Origin of the sequence: Actinomadura harenae, assembly GCF_003696215.1 — a bacterium.
GTDB lineage: Bacteria > Actinomycetota > Actinomycetes > Streptosporangiales > Streptosporangiaceae > Spirillospora > Spirillospora harenae.
Genome location: NZ_RFFG01000136.1, coordinates 1 through 17,634 on the forward strand (window position 1 = coordinate 1; position 17,634 = coordinate 17,634).

A 17,634-nucleotide genomic window follows, 5' to 3' on the forward strand; every position below is an offset into this window, starting at 1 on the left:
TCAGGTCGGCGGGCGGGAACGCCGTGCGCAGCGCGCGGGAGCGGCGCGTCACGGCGCGGTCGGCGACCGTCGCGAGGGTGCACTCGCGCAGCCGCGGCGCCAGCCGCGACCAGGCCCGGCCCAGCTCGGCCGGGACGGCGGGCAGCGGACGGTCCGTCACGTGCGCGAGGACGAGCGTCTCGCCCCACAGGCGCAGCCACGCCCAGTCGGCGTGCGCGGCGAGCAGGTCGGCCTCGCGCAGCTCGTACAGGGTGCAGGCGCGCCCGGACCGGCACTCGCAGCCGCACGCGGCCGAGCGGCGGCCGTCGACGGGCGGCGGCGGGCCGGGCTGGGCCTCCTCGCGGCCCTCGCCGAGCGGGATCCGGATCCGCAGCGGACGGTCCATCCCGTCGGCGAACACCGCCGCGACGCCCGGACGCAGCGACACCACCTCGCGGGACTGGTCGGCGTCCAGGTTCATCGCGGCGCCGACGACGTGCCGGTCGTCGAACGCGGGCAGCCGGTGCACGACCTTCAGCGCGGTGTTCTTGATCACGTCCGGGACGAGCTTGGTCGGGATCTGCTCGGCGACGACGATCCCCTCGCCGTACGCGCGGATCTCCGCGAGCAGCCCGGCGAACAGCTCGACCGCGTGCGACGAGGTCCGCTCGGGGCCGCGGTTGCGGAGCAGCCGGTGCGCCTCCTCGATGACGATCACGTGCCGCAGGCCCTTGGCCTGGCCGTGCGCGCGGGCCCGCATCCGCAGGTGCTCGACGATCCGGATGATCAGCGTGCCCATGAGGAACGCCTTGTCCTCGTCGTTCGCGACGTCCTCGATGGCGAGGACGATGTTGTCGCGCAGCAGGCCGCCGATGTCGGCGGGGTGGCCGCCCTCGAAGAACCGCCCGGCGGAGCCGATGCGGAGCGAGCGCAGGCGGACGTCGACGAAGCCCTGCACGTCGGCCATCAGCTCGCGGCCGTACCCGACGTCCTGGATGACCTGGAGCGCCGCGTCCTGCAGCTGCTCCAGCGTCGGGACGGTCGGCTCGATCAGCGAGCCGGGGACGCCGCCGCCGGTCACGACGTCCCAGCCGTTCGCCTCGTACACGCGCTGGAGCGCCTGCGCCATGATCTGCGGGAACGGCTCCTCGGCGTCGAACGCGGCCTGGAACAGCGCGCGGACCATGTCGATGTGCGCCTGCACCGGGTAGCCCGGCTCGGGCGCGAGCGGGTTCACCGACAGCGGCACCGACGCCGGGTCGGACGGGTTGACGACGGTGACCTTCGCGCCGAGGTCGGCGATCCGTCCCGCCATCGACGCGTACTCGGACTTGGCGGGCTCGATCGCCAGCCACGGGACGCCCGCGCGGGTCAGCTGCTCCAGCAGGTGCCGGACGGTCTGCGACTTGCCGCCGCCGGTCGCGCCGGTGACGAACACGTGCCGGTTCACCGTCGAGCGCGGCACCGCGAAGCGGCCGACGACGCGGTCCTGGCCGTCCAGGATGTCGCCGAGGCCGATCACGTCCTCGGCGGGCTCGTCGCCGGTCTCGGACGTCACGTCGAAGTAGCCCGCGTCCAGGACGCGCAGGCCGGGGACCTCGCGGCGGGGCAGCCCGGCGAGGGCGGCGAGCGCGCCCGCCGTCGCGGTGAACCCGAACCGCTGCTCGGCGTCCGGGAGGACCGCCGCGCCGAGGCGGTCCGGCGCCGTGTCCGGGGCGAGCGTCTCGGCGAAACCGCCGCCGCCGTGCCCCGACCGCAGCCGGTACGGGTGGTGGCCGAGCTCCAGCGAGCCGACCAGGACGGGCGCGATCTGCGCGAGCTCCGCCTCGGACGCGGCGCCCGCGAGCACCCGCACGCGCCACAGCCCGGCCTCGCGGAAGGCGTCCAGCTCGGCGACGCGGCGGTCGGCGCGGGCGACGGCGAGGCGGGCCTGCTCGTCCTCGCCGCGGCGGAGCATCCGCAGCTCGTGGTGGATCTCGCGCATCTCGGCGTCGAGTTCGCGCTCGTCGCACGGGTCGGCGACCACGAACCAGCCGAACGGCCGCTCCATGAGGGTGACCAGGGTCGACTCGAACAGCCCGGGGCCCAGATCACCGGTGACGGACGGGCCGGGCGGGGCGAGACGTCCGGGGCAGCGCGTCCAGACCATGCTCTCGACGCGTTCCAGCCACTCGTCACCGGCGGGGACGCCGCGTCCGCCGGACGGGAACAGGACGCCGCCGCCGGGACCGGCCGGGCCCGCGTTCGTGACCAGCTCCAGCGGCGCGCCGCCGCCGCGCGACAGCCACCCGACGGCGAACGGCCGTCCGAGCCGCGCCGCCGACAGCGCCGCCGGGAGGACGCTCACGAAGTCCCCCTCGGCGGACACGCCGCGCTCGGGCGCCGGGATCGCCTGGATCCGGAACCACGGGCCGGGCAGGACCGCCCCCGGCACCTCGTGCCGGGGCCGGACGTCGTCGTGCCGCTGCGGGACGGCCGTCCACTCGTCCGAGGCACCCGCGCGCGGGACGGCTGTGCGCGGAACGGCCGTGCGCGGGACGGCGCCGGACGCGAAGCCCGGCGGCGGCGAGCCGGGAGGCCGCACACCCGGCAGAGACGCACCCTGCGGAGACGCGCCTGGCGGCGGCTGCGGCTGCGAGCCCGGCGGCGGAGTACCCGGTGGGAAGGTCACCCGTGCATCCTTACTCCCCGCGCGGGACGGACGCCACTGCCTTGGCCCCGCCATGACACCGTGGCGGCCTAGCCGTCCTTCTCCTCGACCTCGACCTCGGCCTCGGCCTCGGGAAGCGCCTGCTGTTCGCGGAGGTACTCCTCGAACTCCATGGTGTGCGCCGTCGGGAGCGTGATGATGCCGGGGTTGGCGTCCAGGAGGAGCGTGCGGCGGCCCGCGCCCCCGGCGTGCGTGAACACCATCGCGGTCGGCGGGAGCTCCTGGAGCTGCGCGGGCTCGACGACCAGCTCGCGGTGCCGCTGCTTGCCCCCGGGCGTCCCGGCGAGGGTCCGCCCCCAGGACGTCGCGGTGCCGATCTGCTCGACCAGTACCGAGTCGTCGGCGGCGGGGCCGGGCAGCGGCGTCCAGGCCGGGTCGGTCAGGTCGTCGCCGCGCCGCCGCGCGTACGCGACCGTGCTGGCGTAGCCGTCGGACGAGTCGGTGAGGTTCTCCCCCACGACGTCGGTGATCTCGGCGACGAGCAGCGGCGGGCCCGCGCCGATGTGCTCGGCGGCGACGCGCGCGTCCTCGGTGTTGCCGAGCCGCATGAACCCGACGGCCGCGTGCCCGCGCCGTCCGAGGCGTTCGCGGACGCGCGCGGTGATGGAGCGGTACATCAGGACGAGTCCGGTTCCGGTGGCCTCGCACGCGTCGATGAGCCGGTCCAGGACGTCCCCGCGCAGCTTCTCCGCGCCGCAGAGGAACAGCGTGTGGTCCCAGCGTCCGGACGGCGGGGCCTCACGGACGCGGTGCGTCAGCGCCGTCGCCACGTACGTCCCGAGGACGCGGTTGGTCAGGACGCCCGCCCGCCGGTCCATCGAGATGACGTGCAGCCGCGACGGCGGCAGGCGGACGGGCTCGGCGGCGAGCCGCTCCAGCTTCCGGAGCTGCGCCTCCAGCGCCCACGCCCGCTTGATGACGATCCGGTCGGTCGCGTCCCGTCCGAACAGGGACGCCACGCGGGCCAGCTCCCCGTCGCTCAGCAGGCCCTTCCGCAGGTCGTCGCGCGGGTCCCCGACCTGCGCGAGGACGCGCAGCGCGGCCGTGATCCGCGGGATCGTCACCCCCGGGCCGAGCACCTCGAGGATCCGCTCCAGGATGGAGTTGTCGAACGACAGGTCGCGCGTCCCGCCCTCCTCCTCACCGGCGCTGACCACCAGGGACAGCACGTCGGCGAGCGCCTCGGGGGCCAGGCCGCGCGTCGCGTCCAGCCGGGGCAGGTCGCCGGGCAGGACCCAGACGAGCGGGTCGTCGCCGCGCTGCGCCGCCACGCCGAGCAGGTCGCGGGCGACGGCCCCCTCCGACAGGTCGATGACGGTCACGCGCGCGCCGACCGCGAGGCGGGCCGCGCCCATCGTCGTGACCGCGGCCGTCCAACCGGCGAGTGTGCCGCCCACAACGTCCACGCGGTCGACGCCGGGCGGGACGGCGACGGGGTACCACTCGCGCTGCGCCTCGTAGGCCGTCCGCTTCCGCTCCCAGGCCCTTTGCGCGTCCTCGTGCGCACGCGCGACGGCCACGCGCTCCTTCTCGCGCGCGGCCCGCTCACGCTCGGCGCGCGCCGCCTCCGCCTCGATCCGGGCCCGCGCGTCCTGCCGGCCCTGCCACAGGGGCGTCCCGGTGATCCCGAGGACGACCGCGCACGCGACCATGCCCGCCCCGGCGAACGCCCACGGCAGCACCCCGAGGATCGCGCACAGCATGACGAGCACCCCGAACACGCCGCCTCCGGCCGCGGCGATCCGCAGGGGCCATCCGGTGAAGTGCTCGGCGCTCAGCTCGCGCGGGGCCCCGTGCGGGGGAAGCACAGCCCGTCCGCCCTCCGGACGCACCGGCTCCGGCTCGCTCGGCGGAGGCCCGGGATCCGGGTGCACCTGCGCGTACCGCCACCCGACGTACAGCCGGTCGGCCTGCACCATGCGCGCGCCCACGGAACCGCTCGGCACTTCGGTCACGTCGGCAGACCCCTGGTCACGGGACGGTGCGGGCACTTCGGGACGGGCTGTCGGCACTTCGGGACGGGCTCGGCTGCGGATCCTCCCCGCCCAGGGTAAAGACCTTCCCCGACGGGCGCGCCCCGTTCAACCGAACACGCCCCCCGATGCCCGACTCGAACCCCCATTTCGGTCACCGAGGCCACCTACCCAGCAGTCCCCCCTTTCCCCCCACCCCCTGACCACATCCGGCCAGACCCCGGTCCGTCAGCGGAGGGTCGGGCGGTCTCCGGTCCAGCCGAGTTCCGCCACGTACAGGCCGCGCATGAGCGGCTTCGGGCGGGGCGCGGGAGCGGGCTGCGTCGGGTGCTCGGAGTTGAGCGCCCCGTGGAAGACGATCCACCAGGTGCTTCCGTCATGAAGGACGGAGGCGCTCCCCGGGCCGTTGACCCGGTGACCGAGGCTCTGCGTCGTCATCAGCGGCTGGGCGCCCTTCGCGTACGGCCCGCCGATCTTGGACGCCACGGCGAACCGGGTCTGGTAGCGGTCGCCGCCGTAGAAGCCCGCCGAGTAGAACAGCACGTACTTGGAGCCGTGCTTGACCAGGAAGGGCGCCTCGGTCGTGTACGGCTCGCTCGTCTGCTTGAGGATCACCTTCGGGGCTCCGACGCGGTGCAGGCCGTCGGCGGAGAGGCGCTGGAGCAGCAGGAACGAGGGCTTGCTGTAGGCGTTGTAACCGACCTTGTAGACCAGGTAGCGGGCCTTGCCCTCGACATAGGAACCCGCGCCGATGATCTCGCCGCGCAACTTCCCCTGGGACGCGGCCTTCGGTGCGTCGCAGACCAGCGGTCCGCTGCCGACCGGACGGAACGGGCCGAGCGGCGACTTCGCGATGGCGGCGCCGACGCATCCCGTCTTCCGGGTCTTGCTCGAGGCCGTGTAGTAGAGGACGAACGTGCCGTCCGGACGGCGCACGACCTCGGGCCCCCAGGTGAGGCCCGGCTTCGCCCACGCGCCCGGCTTCGGCATCACACCGGTCGGCCGGATCTTCCACGGCCCGCGCATGGACGGCGCGGTCGCGACCGGGACGACCTTCCCCGGCAGGTTCGTCGCGTAGGCGTAGTAGGTGGCGCCGACCTTGAGGACGCCCGGGTCGGCGAACGTCGACGGGATCATCAGCTTCGGGCCCGCCGCGTCCGCCGCGACGTTCCCCCCTTTGCCGTCCCGGGCGCTCAGGCCCGCGTGGGCGGCCAGGGACGAGTCCGTCGCCGTCCAGGCGACCGTGGCACCCGCGACGGCGACCGCGCCGGAGGCCACGACGAGGAGTGAACGCCGTGTCGGGAGCGGCGACATGGAGCCTCCAAGATCACGAAGGGAGTCCACGGCATGCTAGGACATGCCGGAACCGTCCACCGGCCCGTCCGGCGCCGCGACCGGATCCGGCCTGGGAGCGGCCGCGTCCGTGCGGGCCTCGGAGAGCACCTCGGCCGTGGGCCTCGGACGGGCCGCCACTCCGGCCCACAGGCCGCGCGCCAGCCCGCGTCCGAGGGTGGCCCGGTCGCCGGACGCCGCGAACGTCCGCGCCCAGCGGCGCACCGACGACCCGCCGTACAGCAGGCGCTCCGCGGGCGAGGGGCCCGAACTGCGTGTGAACAGCCAGACCTTGTTCCGCACCTCGTAGAAGAACCGCTCGCCGGGGTCGTTCTCGGTGCCGCCGAACCGGGCCGTGTGGTGCACGACCACGCTGTCCCGGCACAGGACGCCGACACGGCGGCGCAGCAGGCGCAGCGTGAACTCGAAGTCGTCGTTCCAGAGGAAGTAGTCGGCGACGGGCGGGCCGCTCCGGCGCACCTCGTCCGCCTCGGCCAGCACCGACACGAAGGACGCCGAGCGGATCGGGACGCAGCCCGCCGCCTCGGCCGCCGCGAGCTCCTCCGGGCTCGTCCCGGGCCGGACGCGCGGGGTGTTCATCGGGTGGTCGCGGCCGTCCGTCCAGACCACGCGGCTGGCGACGAGCGCGGGCGGGCCGGGGACCCGCTCGCGGGCGGTCAGGAGCGCGGCCAGCGCGCCCGGCTCGGGGACGGTGTCGTCGTCCATCAGCCAGAGCAGGTCCGCGCCCCGTTCCAGAGCCCGGCCGATCCCGGCGGCGAAACCGCCCGCGCCGCCGGTGTTGCGGCCCAGCTCCACGAGCTCGGCGTCGCCGAACTCCCGGCGGACGAACTCGACCGTGCCGTCATGCGAGGCGTTGTCGACGACGATGACGGCGTCCGGCCGCCGCGTTTGAGTGAAGACGGCCGTCAGGGCCCGCTCGAGCTTCTCCCGGCGCCGGAAGGTCACCACCACGGCGGCGACGCGCGGGCCGTCCCCCCTGGTCGCGGTCACTGGTCGCGCTGCTCGCGGTCGCGGGCCATGCGCTGGGCCGCACGCCGCAGCGGCGACGGACGGTCCGGCGCGAGCGCGGTCAGCTCCGCGAGCTGGTCGCGGACCTTCGCGAGCTCGACGCTCAGGTCGCCGATCTGCCGCCGCTCCTCGACCCGGGCGAGGTCGCGCAGCACCGCCTCGATCACCACGAGCGCCGCGTCGGTCAGCTCGTCGGCGGACGGCGCCGCCTCCGGCGTCCCGGCGCCCCCGGCACCGGCCTCGGACGGCAGGTCGGGGAGCAGGTCGGCGAGGTCGCCGACGACGGCGTATCCGGCGCCGGCCAGGTCGTCGACGAGCCGCCGCGAGCGGTCGGCGAGCCAGGCGTGGTGGCGTTCCGGGACGACGATCTCGCGGGCGTCCGGCCGTCCGCGCAGGATCTCGCCCGCCACGTGCTGCCGGACGAGCCGCTCGTACGCCCCGCCGAGCGCGCCCCGCAGCCGCCCGTTGACCAGCCGCACCAGCTCGGCCTCGACGCGGCCGAGCGGACGCTGCTCCGGCAGGGCGGCCAGGTCGCACCACTCGGGGTCGACGCCGGTCAGCGCCATGAACCGGCGCCACAGCTCAGGGACGCCGTCCCCGCCGTGCGGCGCGGTGACCACGTGGACGTTCGCGGCGGGCACGGCGGACGCCCAGGCCCGCAGGGCGTGGACGGGGTCGTGCAGCCCCCAGAACATCGGGCCGAACGGCTCCGGCGCGCCGATGCCGAGCTCGACCAGATCGTCCACGAACCGGTCGAACGTCACGGTGTGCTGGTGCCGGAGGTGCTCGGACCAGTCGGCGGCGAGCTGCCGGGCGAGGTCGCGCGCGGTGAACACCACGTGCACGTCGGCGTCGCCCAGGGACGCGACGGCGCGGGCCGCCTGCTCCGCGGTGGCCCCGGCGAGCAGCTCGTGGGACAGCAGCACGCGGTCGCCGGTCCAGTCCCGGGCCCGGGACGCGACCTTCTCCCACATGCCCGTCCAGGCGGGGTCGCGCCGTCCGCCCCAGTCCATGTCGCGCAGGTCCATGGTCGCCGCGAACATGTCGCCCGGGGCGTGCAGCGGGTAGCCGACGCCGCCGCGGGCCAGCCGCCCGGACGCGTGCCACAGGGCCTCCTGGGCCCCGTCCGCGCCGAGCAGCGGTGCGCCGACATGCAGAAAGACTCTCTTGCCCGTCCCCATCGCCGTCGTCTTCACCTCTCCTGTCCGCGGCGTTCGCGGCGTCTCTCGACGTAGTGCCAGTAGGCCACGCGGGCGCGCATGACCGATGCGTTGCGTTCGCTCATGCCCCGCACGGCCCACTTGACCGGGGCCGCCGCGACCGTCCCGAACGGGGTCGAGACCGCGAGCAGGTGCGCGGCGTCGCTGTTCATCCGGGCCACGTCGCCGCGCAGGTCGCCGAGCTCGACCGGCTCGGCGCCCGCGGCCTCCCGGTCGAGCAGGGTGCGCAGCAGCTCGGCGACCGAGTCGAGCGCCACGTCGAGCACCTGCTCCGCCGGGACGAGGTCGGGGTCGGACGTCCCGTCGCCCGAGACGGTCGGGACGAGGTCGGCGAGGTCGCCCGCGACGCGGTACCCGGCCGCCCGCAGTTCGGCGACCATGCCCTCGGACCGTTCCCGGGTCCACGGCAGGAAGCGTTCGGGCAGCCTGATCCGGGTCGCGCCCGGTCGCCGGACGAGCAGGTCCTGCGCCAGCCGGTGCTTGACGAAGTTGTCGTGGACCGCCCACGAGACCTCGTCCCGCGTCACCTCGTTCAGGCGGCGGACGAACGCGGTCTCGGCCCGTCCGAGGGACGGGTTCCCGAACACCCCGGAGGTGTCGCAGCGGGAGGCGTCGATCCCGGTCGCCTCGCAGAAGCGGCGGAACAGCAGGTCGGGCGCGGCCCCGGACGGCGGGACGGTCACGACGCGCACGTCCCCGGCCGGGACCTCGGCGCCCGCGCCCCAGCGCCGCAGCATCCCGGGCAGGTCCTGGGTGCGCCAGAACTCGCGGATCCACTGCCAGGACACGCCGCGTGGCACGTCCGGCTCGCCGAGGCCCTCGACGTACTCCGCGAACGTCAGGGACATCCGGTTCTTGACGTCCTCCTGCCAGTGCGCGGGGATCTGCCGGGCGAGATCGCGCGCGGTGCAGAGGAGCCGGATATCCGCGAAGGACAAATCGCTGAATGCCCGCTGAACGTGATCGGGAAATGCGGCGCCGAACAGTTCCTGGGAAATGATCGCGACTCCGCCGGACCAGTCGCGGATCTCGTCCACCAGCCGGGACCAGGCGCCCTCGACATGGGGGTCGCGGTCGCCGTCGAAGAAGGCCCCGCGCAGGTCGAACGCGGCCCGGACGTGCGCCGCCGGATCGGCCCCCGGGTACAGCACGCCCTGTTCCCGGAGGGCGTCCCGGTTCGCCCAGAGAACGTTCTGGAGGTAGGTCGTCCCGCTCTTGGGCGCACCCACGTGCAGGAAGACCACCGGCCGCATGACGGGTATCTTATCGACGCAATCACCACAAGCGTCCCGCTTCGCCCGTTGTTGCCGTCCTGTCCGTCCCGCTCGGCCCCTCGTCCCCCTCGTCCTCCCTCCGTCCTCCCGGGGTGCTCCCACGTGAACGTTGACCTCATCGTCGCCGGCTCCGGCCTCTTCGGGCTGACCATCGCCGAGCGCTGCGCCGCCGAACTCGGGCTGCGCGTCCTCATCGTCGAGCGCCGCGACCATGTCGGCGGCAACGCCTACAGCGAGCCCGAGCCGGAGACGGGCATCGAGATCCACCGCTACGGGGCGCACCTGTTCCACACGTCCAACGAGCGGGTCTGGGAGTACGCGAACCGGTTCACGGCCTTCACCGGCTACCGGCACCGGGTGCTGACCACCTTCAAGGGCAAGGTCTACCCGATGCCGATCAACCTCGGCACGATCTGCGCCTACTTCGGCCGCGCCTTCACCCCGGACGAGGCGCGCGCCCTGATCGCCGAGCAGGCCGCCGAGGTCACCGAGGTCGCCAACCTGGAGGACCGGGCGGTCTCGCTCATCGGACGGCCCCTCTACGAGGCGTTCATCCGGGGCTACACCGCCAAGCAGTGGCAGACCGACCCGCGCGACCTCCCTGCGGAGATCATCACGAGGCTGCCCGTCCGGTACACCTTCGACGACCGGTACTTCAACGACACCCACGAGGGCCTGCCGGTCGACGGCTACACCGCCTGGCTGGAACGGATGGCCGACCATCCCAACATCGAGGTCCGGCTCGCCACCGACTTCCTCTCCCTGCGGGACGAGGTCCGGGGCGACGTGCCCGTCGTCTACACCGGCCCGCTCGACCGCTACTTCGACTACGCCGAGGGCGACCTCGGCTGGCGGACGCTCGACTTCGAGACGGAGGTCCGCCCGACCGGCGACCACCAGGGCACCGCCGTCATGAACTACGCCGACGAGGACGTCCCCTACACGCGGGTCCACGAGTTCCGGCACTTCCACCCCGAGCGCGCCCACCACCCGTCCGACCGGACGGTCATCATGCGCGAGTTCTCGCGCTTCGCGGAACGCGGCGACGAGCCGTACTACCCGATCAACACACCCGCCGACCGCGCCCGGCTGCTCCGCTACCGGGCGCTCGCCGCGGCCGAGACCGCCGGGCACTCCGTGCTGTTCGGCGGACGGCTCGGCACCTACCAGTACCTCGACATGCACATGGCCATCGCGAGCGCCCTGAGTATGTTCGACAACCGGCTCCGCCCGCACTTCACGCAGGGCGCGCCGCTCACGGCCGGAGGGACGGAAGAACGATGACCGCCGAGACGACGACCGACCTGCGGGTGGTGCACCGGGTCGTCATGCCGATGGACGACGACCAGGACATCCGGCGGCTCTACCTGGAGGGCGACCTCCGCTTGTCCGCGCCCGGCGCCGACACGGACGCCGGTCTCACCGCCGCCGGGTCCGCCCCGGGCGAGGACTCCGAGTACGGAGCGCACTGGGACGGCGCCGACCGCGAGGACGACGGTGACCGCCGCCGCGTGGTCGTCCCCGCCGGGCGCCGCGTGTCGTTCCTCACCTACTTCAACGCCTTCCCCGCCGCGTACTGGCGGCGCTGGACGGACGCCGAGGAGGTCGTGCTCCGCGTCCGCGTCCGCGGCGACGCGACGATCCTGGTCTACCGGTCCAACTCCAAGGGCCACGCGCAGCGGCTGGAGGTCGACCGCGCCCGGTCGGCCGAGACCGCCGAGCACACCTTCACCCTGCCGCTCAAGCCGTTCGTCGACGGCGGCTGGTACTGGCTCGAGCTCGCCGCCGGGGAGCGCCCGGCCGTCCTCGAGGGCGCCGAATGGTGCGTCGCGACGGACCGCCCGCGCGGCCGGACGACCATCGGGATCACCACGTTCGACCGTCCCGACTTCTGCGTGAGGCAGCTCGCCGCGCTCGGCGAGGCCACCGAGCTGCTCGAGGGCCTCGACGAGATCCTCGTCATCGACCAGGGCACCCGGCGCGTCGAGGACCACCCCGACTTCGCCGCCGCCGAACAGGCGCTCGGCGACCGGCTGCGCGTCATCGACCAGGCGAACCTCGGCGGCTCCGGCGGCTTCGCCCGCGCGATGGACGAGACCGTCCGCGCCGGGTCGTCCGACTACGTCCTGCTGCTGGACGACGACGTCGTCACCGAGCCGGAGAGCATCCTGCGCGCGGTGGCGTTCGCCGACCTGGCCCGCCGCCCGACGATCGTCGGCGGGCACATGTTCAGCCTGTACGACCGGTCCGTCCTGCACGCGTACGGCGAGACGCTCGCGGCGTACCGGTGGTTCTGGGGGCCCGCGCAGCACACCTTCCACGGCCACGACTTCGGCTTCCACCGGATGCGCGAGACGCACTGGCTGCACCGCCGCATCGACGTCGACTACAACGGCTGGTGGATGTGCCTGATCCCGACCTCGGTGATCCGCGAGGTCGGCCTCTCCATGCCGATGTTCATCAAGTGGGACGACGCGGAGTACGGCGTCCGCGCCCGCGCCGCCGGGTTCCCGACGGTGTCCCTGCCCGGCGTCGCCGTCTGGCACGTCCCGTGGCACGACAAGGACGACACCGTCGACTGGCAGGCGTACTACCACGAGCGGAACCGGCTGGTGTCGGCGCTGCTGCACTCCCCCTACGACCGGGGCGGCAACCTGCTCAAGGAGAGCCTGTTCGTCTCCGTCAAGCACGCGCTGTCGATGCAGTACTCGGCCGCCGAGCTGATGCTGTCGGCGATCGAGGACGTCCTGTCCGGGCCCGCGCACATGCACGCCACGCTGCCGACCAAGCTCGGCGAGATCCGCGACCTGCGGCGCCGGTTCCCGGACGCGGCGTACCGTCCGGACCCCGAGGAGTTCCCGGTGGTCCGGCGGCGTCCGCCGCGCCGGGGCCGGGAGGCCGCGTCGCCGTCCAGCCGCCGGGACATGTTCCAGACGGCGCTGACCAGCGGCCTGCGGCACCTGCGCCCGCTGCGGACGGACGCCGCCGAGCACCCGCAGACCGTCGTCCCGCACATCGACATGCACTGGTGGCGGCTGTCCCGGTTCGACAGCGCCCTCGTGTCCGCCGCGGACGGCACGGGCACGGCCTGGTACCGGCGCGACCCCGCCCGCTACCGGTCGATCCTGAAGCGGACGACGGCCCTGCACGCCCGGCTGTACCAGGAGTGGCCGAGGCTCGTCGCCGCCTACAAGGCGGCGCAGCCCACGCTGACCTCGCCGGAGAGCTGGCGCGAGACCTTCAGCGCCCGCGCCGAGGCCACTGCCGCCGACGGTGCCGGGAGCGGTTCCGCGAGCAGTGTCGCGGGCGACGCCGCGGGCGCGTCCGGGGACGGCCATACGGGCTCGGCCGGGGAAGGCCGCGCGCGCTCATGACGACGGCCTCGCAGAGCGCGGGTCCGAGCACCGAGCCGTCCCTCATGGCCCGTCCGGAGCCGTTCCGGCCGGGTCCGGAGAGGGCCGGGCCGGTCGCGGACCCCGAGCTGCGCAGCCCGGCGGGCGCCGGCGGCCTGATGGAGGTGGTGCACCACCGCTACCTCCTGAAGCTGCTGCTGCGGCGCGAGCTGAAGGCCCGGTACAAGGGGTCGCTGCTCGGGCTGGGCTGGTCGTACGTCCGGCCGGCCGTGAACTTCGGCGTGTTCTACTTCGTCGTCGGCGTGTTCATGGGCATGGACAAGGTCATCAAGGACTTCCCGATCTACCTGTTCTCGGGCCTGGTCCTGGTCACGCTGTTCACCGAGACGCTCCAGTCCGCGACGCGGTCGGTGCTCCACAACGCGCCCCTGGTGCGGAAGGTGTACCTGCCGCGGGAGCTCTTCCCGTCGGCGTCGCTGCTGGTGTCGCTCGTCCACTTCCTGCCCGCGCTGGCGATCCTGGTGGCGGGGTCGCTGAGCTACGGCTGGCGCCCGACGCTCCCCGGGCTGGCGGGGGCGGCGCTGGGGCTGCTGATCGTCGTCCTGTTCGCCCTCGGCCTCGGGCTGCTCTGCGCCGCCGCGACGGTGTTCTTCCACGACGTCGAGCAGGTCGTGGACATCGTGATGATCACGGTGTCGTGGACGGTCCCGATGGTCTACCCGTGGACGCACGTCCGCGAGCACGCCCCGGTCTGGGTGCTCCAGATCTGGCAGCTGAACCCGCTGGTCGCGGCCGTCGAGCTGTTCCACCGCGGGTTCTGGGGGCCGCTCAGCGACGGCCGCATCCCGCCGCTGCCCGGCCTCACGGCCCGGACGGTCTCGGCGCTGGGCCTCGCCTTCATGGTCTTCTTCATCGGCGAGGGCGTGTTCGCGCGCCTCCAGAAGCGCTTCGCGCAGGAGATGTGAGATGACGTCCCTCTCCGGCCTCTCCGAAGGCAAGCGGATCCCGGACGGCCCTCCGGCGGTCGTCGTCGACGGCGTGAGCAAACGGTTCACGCTCCGGCACGCCCGCTCGATCAAGGACATCACCGTCCGGCTGGCCCGCCGCCAGGCGCTGTCGGAGACCTTCGACGCCCTGCACGACGTGAGCCTGACCGTCACGCGCGGCGAGACCGTCGCCCTGATGGGCCTGAACGGCTCCGGCAAGTCGACGCTGCTCAAGCTGATCTCCGGCGTCATGTCGCCGGACGTCGGGACCGTCCGCGTGCGCGGCCGCGTCGCGGGCCTGCTGGACGTCGGCGCGGGCCTGCACCCCGAGCTGACCGGACGCGAGAACGTCTTCCTCAACGGCGCGATCCTCGGCATGGACGAGGCGGAGATCGGCCGGAAGTTCGACGCGATCGTCGAGTTCTCCGGTGTCGAGCGCTTCCTCGACACCGAGGTCAAGTTCTACTCGTCCGGCATGTTCATGCGGCTGGCGTTCTCGATCGCCGCGCACACCGAGCCGGACATCTTCCTCATCGACGAGGTCCTCGCCGTCGGCGACCCGCCGTTCCGCGAGAAGTGCATCGGCCGCATCCGCGAGCTCCGCGACGAGGGCCGCACGATGGTCATCGTCGCGCACGACATCCCGATGCTCGTCGACCTCTGCCACCGCGGCGTCATGCTCCGCCAGGGCCACAAGATCTTCGACGGCGACGTCGCCGAGGCCGGGGGCATGTGGCAGGCCGACAAGAGGTCCGGGCCTCCCGCGCGCTGAGCCCTCATGCTGAGCCCGCGCTGAGCCGCCGTCAGGAGATCTCGAGCCAGTCGAGGTCGGCGGACCCGGCCGGGGCGGCGAGGCGGACGACGTTCCAGCCCGTCCGCAGGGTGAGGGACGCCGTGGCGTCGTGGAAGCGGTGCGCGGGGTCGGCGGGGAGCGCGAAGGGCGCGGGGGACGCGCCGTTGACCAGTGCGGAGAGCGCGGCGGGTCCCGACCCGCGGTTCGCGTAACCGACGCGGGCCTCGTACTCGCCCGCCGTGGGGGCGTAGACGTCCAGTTCCACGTACTTGCCGGGGTTGTCGAACGTGCCGACGGTCGTGCCACCCGAGGCCCCGGAGACCTTGCGCTTGACGGCCACGCCGCCCAGGCGGCCCGACTCCGCCTCGTAGCGGACGGCGCTGCCCCGGACGACCGGAGTGCCGTTCGCCCAGCCGAGGTCCGCCATGTACATGGCGCGGACGAGCGGGTTCGCGCCCGGCGCCCGGAGGATGCCGTGGAAGACGAGGTGGGAGTCGGTGTCGTCGTGCACCACGTCCGCGCCTCCCGGACCGGTGATCTGCCCCCGGTAACCGGTCGTCGTCAGGAGCGCGCGGGTGCCGCGCGTGTAGGGGCCGGTGATGGACGAGGCGATCGCGTACCGGGTCTGGTACTCGCTGCTGTGGAACACGCCCGCCGCGTAGAACAGGACGTACTTGCCGTCCCGCCGGACGAGCGCGGGCGCCTCCACGAGCTCCGGCTCGGCGGTGCTCTTGGTCAGGACGCGGGTGGCCGTGCCCGCGCCGGACAGCCCGTCCTCGGTGAGGCGCTGCACCCAGAGGCCGCCGGGATCGCGCGCCGCGCCCTCCTGCTTGTAGAGCAGGTAGCGGGTGCCGTCGGCGTCGACGAACGCGGCGGGGTCGATCGTGTCGCGTCCCGCCCGGCAGACGAGCGGGCTGTCGCTGGCGGGCGTGTAGGGGCCCGCGACGGACGTCGAGACCGCCACTCCCAGGCACTGCTTGCCGGACGTCCGTTCCTGCGCGGTGAAGTACAGCAGGTAGGAGCCGTCCGCGCGGGCGGACACGTCCGGGGCCCAGGTGCGTCCGCCCTCGGCCCAGGCGGGCAGGGCCGGGAGCGCGTCGGCGCCGGTGCGCGTCCACGGGCCCGTCGCGGACGGCGCCGTGGCCGTGGGCACGTTGCGGCCGCCGTCGTTGGTGGCGAAGGCGTGGTAGGCGTCCGGCGCCTTGATCACCGACGGGTCGGGGAAGTTCGAGTCGATCAGCGGCCTGGTCGGCGGGCCGGGCGCGGGCGCCGCCGTGGGCGCCGGGGAGGCCGGAGAGGACGTGACGCGCCGGGGCTGCTTCGGCGTCTCGCCGCCCCAGGACACGGCCACGCCGACGAGCGCGATCAGGGCACTGACCAGCGCGCCCAGTGCCAGGACGGCGAGTGGGCGGTCGGTGACCCGCCGGGACGGCGCGAGGGGATCTTTGAGGCTCCGCATGACAACCTACGGCAAACTAGCCAATCGGCCCCGGTGTGGCGAATGGGGCTTTTGAGAACCTGGACCTGGGACCCGACCCCGGAACCGACCCCCGGAACCCGGCCCCGGACCTGGACGGAGGCGGTGTGGGACCGACGAGCGGCTGGCTGATCGCTCTGCTGATCCTTGCGGCGGTGGGGGTGACCGGTCTGGCCGTCTGGCTGCTCCCCCGCGCCGGAGGCCGCGGCCCGGTCCCGATCGCCGTGCGGCTCGGGCTCGTCACGGCGAGCCAGGTCACGCTGATCCTCGCGGTCGCGGCCGGGGTGAACGCCAACTTCCTCTTCTTCGTGAGCTGGTCGGACCTGTTCGGGACCACGAGCGGCACCGGGCAGTTCCGGGGCGCGAGCGTCTCCGGGCCCGCGGCGATCCGGCCGCTCGTCCGCAAGGTCTCCCCGCTGGGCGCCGGCTCCGGGCTGCGACCGGGCATGGTCGACGGCCGGCTGGAGGACGTCACGGTCGAGGGCGTCCGGACCGGCATCGAGGCGCACGCGTTCGTCTACCTGCCGCGCCAGTACTTCGACCCGGCCGCGAAGGACAGGCGGTTCCCGGTGTCGCTCGTGCTCGCCGGATACCCGGGCGACCCGCGCGGCATCATCAAGCGGCAGGGGCTGCTGCGCGACGCGTCCACGGCCATGGCGAACGGGTCCGTCCAGCCGACCATCTACGTGATCATGAAGGCGACCGTGGTGCCGCCGCGCGACACCGAGTGCACCGACGTCCCCGCGGGCCCGCAGGTCGAGACCTTCTTCTCCCAGGACGTCCCGCAGGCGGTGGCCGCCACCTACCGGACGGCCGCGGCCCCGCACGGCTGGGGCGTCATCGGCCAGTCCACCGGCGGCTACTGCGCGGTCAAGCTCGCCGCCCGGCACTCGGACCGGTTCGGCGCGGCCGCGTCGCTCGGCGGGTACCTGCGGTCCGTCCAGGATCCGACGACCGGGGACCTGTACGGCGGCAGCAGGCAGGTCCGGGACGAGAACGACCTCATCTGGCGGCTCGAGCACCTGCCGCCGCCGCCCGTCGCCGTCCTGCTCGCGCAGACGGAGCAGGGCCCCGACTTCGACCAGGCGCAGCGGTACGCGGCGCTCGCGAAACCGCCGCTGCGGCTCACGACGCTGTTCCCGAAGGACGGCGGCCACAACCTGCGGACGTTCCAGCGGCTGACGCCCGACCTGCTGAAGTGGATGAGCGGCCAGCAGCGCGCCGGGTAGCCGCGCGCGCCGTCTTCAGAGCAAGACGTCCAGATATGATCCCCTCTGACCGGACGCAGCCGACCGGCCTCGCGCGGACCAGGAGATGAGTGTGACAACCACGCCCCCGGCCGAGAACCCGAACGGCGAGCCGCCGGCGCAGCCCGACGGCGACGGTTCCGCGCTGCCGCCGCCGACCTGGCTCTCGGCGGACGGCCGGCCGGACCTCCTGCTCCCGGGAGACCTGCCCGAGCTCCCGGCCCCGCCCGCCGCGCCGTCCGCGCCGCCGCCGTCCGCTCC

12 protein-coding genes and 1 pseudogene are annotated in these 17,634 nt (G+C 74.0%); 6 read left to right on the forward strand and 7 right to left on the reverse strand.

Annotated features, from left to right (window positions below; all coding sequences use genetic code 11):
* The 6 genes from EBO15_RS38545 to EBO15_RS38570 form a co-directional block, all read right to left on the reverse strand.
* Nucleotides 1-2,563, reverse strand: a 2,563-nt coding sequence (locus EBO15_RS38545; RefSeq protein WP_267898458.1) for an ATP-binding protein, incomplete at its 3' end; no start/stop codon positions are given.
* A 155-nt stretch (nt 2,564-2,718) separates the two neighbouring features.
* Nucleotides 2,719-4,644: a hypothetical protein gene (locus tag EBO15_RS38550; RefSeq protein WP_233616753.1), complete on the reverse strand. Its 1,926-nt coding sequence runs from the start codon at nt 4,642-4,644 to the stop codon at nt 2,719-2,721.
* Nucleotides 4,645-4,890: 246 nt separating this feature from the next.
* Nucleotides 4,891-5,940 (reverse strand): glycoside hydrolase family 43 protein, encoded by a 1,050-nt coding sequence (locus EBO15_RS38555; RefSeq protein ID WP_158628474.1) that lies wholly within the window; start codon nt 5,938-5,940, stop codon nt 4,891-4,893.
* A gap of 72 nt (nt 5,941-6,012) precedes the next feature.
* Complete coding sequence (locus tag EBO15_RS38560; protein ID WP_122199420.1) at nt 6,013-7,005, reverse strand: glycosyltransferase; 993 nt, start codon at nt 7,003-7,005, stop codon at nt 6,013-6,015.
* Nucleotides 7,002-8,219, reverse strand: a complete 1,218-nt coding sequence (locus EBO15_RS38565) for a hypothetical protein (protein WP_122199421.1) — start codon at nt 8,217-8,219, stop codon at nt 7,002-7,004. Before EBO15_RS38565 ends, EBO15_RS38560 begins: the two co-directional genes overlap by 4 nt.
* A complete protein-coding gene (locus EBO15_RS38570; protein WP_122199422.1) occupies nt 8,216-9,496 on the reverse strand; it encodes a hypothetical protein in 1,281 nt (426 codons plus the stop codon). Before EBO15_RS38570 ends, EBO15_RS38565 begins: the two co-directional genes overlap by 4 nt.
* Nucleotides 9,497-9,619: 123 nt before the next feature.
* Here EBO15_RS38570 and glf point away from each other — a divergent pair, with 123 nt between their 5' ends.
* Genes glf through EBO15_RS38590 form a run of 4 tightly spaced genes read left to right on the forward strand, consistent with a single transcriptional unit; the run spans nt 9,620 to nt 14,628 of the window.
* Nucleotides 9,620-10,801, forward strand: coding sequence for a UDP-galactopyranose mutase (glf, locus tag EBO15_RS38575; protein WP_122199423.1), 1,182 nt, complete (start codon nt 9,620-9,622; stop codon nt 10,799-10,801).
* Complete coding sequence (locus tag EBO15_RS38580; RefSeq protein ID WP_122199424.1) at nt 10,798-12,891, forward strand: glycosyltransferase; 2,094 nt, start codon at nt 10,798-10,800, stop codon at nt 12,889-12,891. Before glf ends, EBO15_RS38580 begins: the two co-directional genes overlap by 4 nt.
* The gene (locus EBO15_RS38585; protein ID WP_233616754.1) at nt 12,888-13,835 is read left to right on the forward strand and encodes an ABC transporter permease; all 948 of its coding nucleotides are present in this window, start codon (nt 12,888-12,890) and stop codon (nt 13,833-13,835) included. The genes EBO15_RS38580 and EBO15_RS38585 overlap by 4 nt, the downstream gene beginning before the upstream one ends.
* A gap of 1 nt (nt 13,836) precedes the next feature.
* Entirely contained in the window at nt 13,837-14,628 is a 792-nt protein-coding gene (locus tag EBO15_RS38590) for an ABC transporter ATP-binding protein (RefSeq protein WP_122199425.1), read from the forward strand.
* A 31-nt stretch (nt 14,629-14,659) separates the two neighbouring features.
* Here the strand turns inward: EBO15_RS38590 and EBO15_RS38595 are convergent, their stop codons facing one another.
* Nucleotides 14,660-16,108 (reverse strand): family 43 glycosylhydrolase, encoded by a 1,449-nt coding sequence (locus EBO15_RS38595; RefSeq protein WP_122199426.1) that lies wholly within the window; start codon nt 16,106-16,108, stop codon nt 14,660-14,662.
* A 125-nt stretch (nt 16,109-16,233) separates the two neighbouring features.
* Between EBO15_RS38595 and EBO15_RS38600 the strand changes: the two genes are divergently transcribed.
* Nucleotides 16,234-17,355 carry an alpha/beta hydrolase gene (locus tag EBO15_RS38600; protein WP_122199427.1) on the forward strand — a complete coding sequence of 374 codons (1,122 nt, stop codon included), beginning with the start codon at nt 16,234-16,236 and terminating at the stop codon, nt 17,353-17,355.
* A 91-nt stretch (nt 17,356-17,446) separates the two neighbouring features.
* Nucleotides 17,447-17,634: pseudogene (locus tag EBO15_RS38605) on the forward strand (hypothetical protein); the annotation flags it as partial.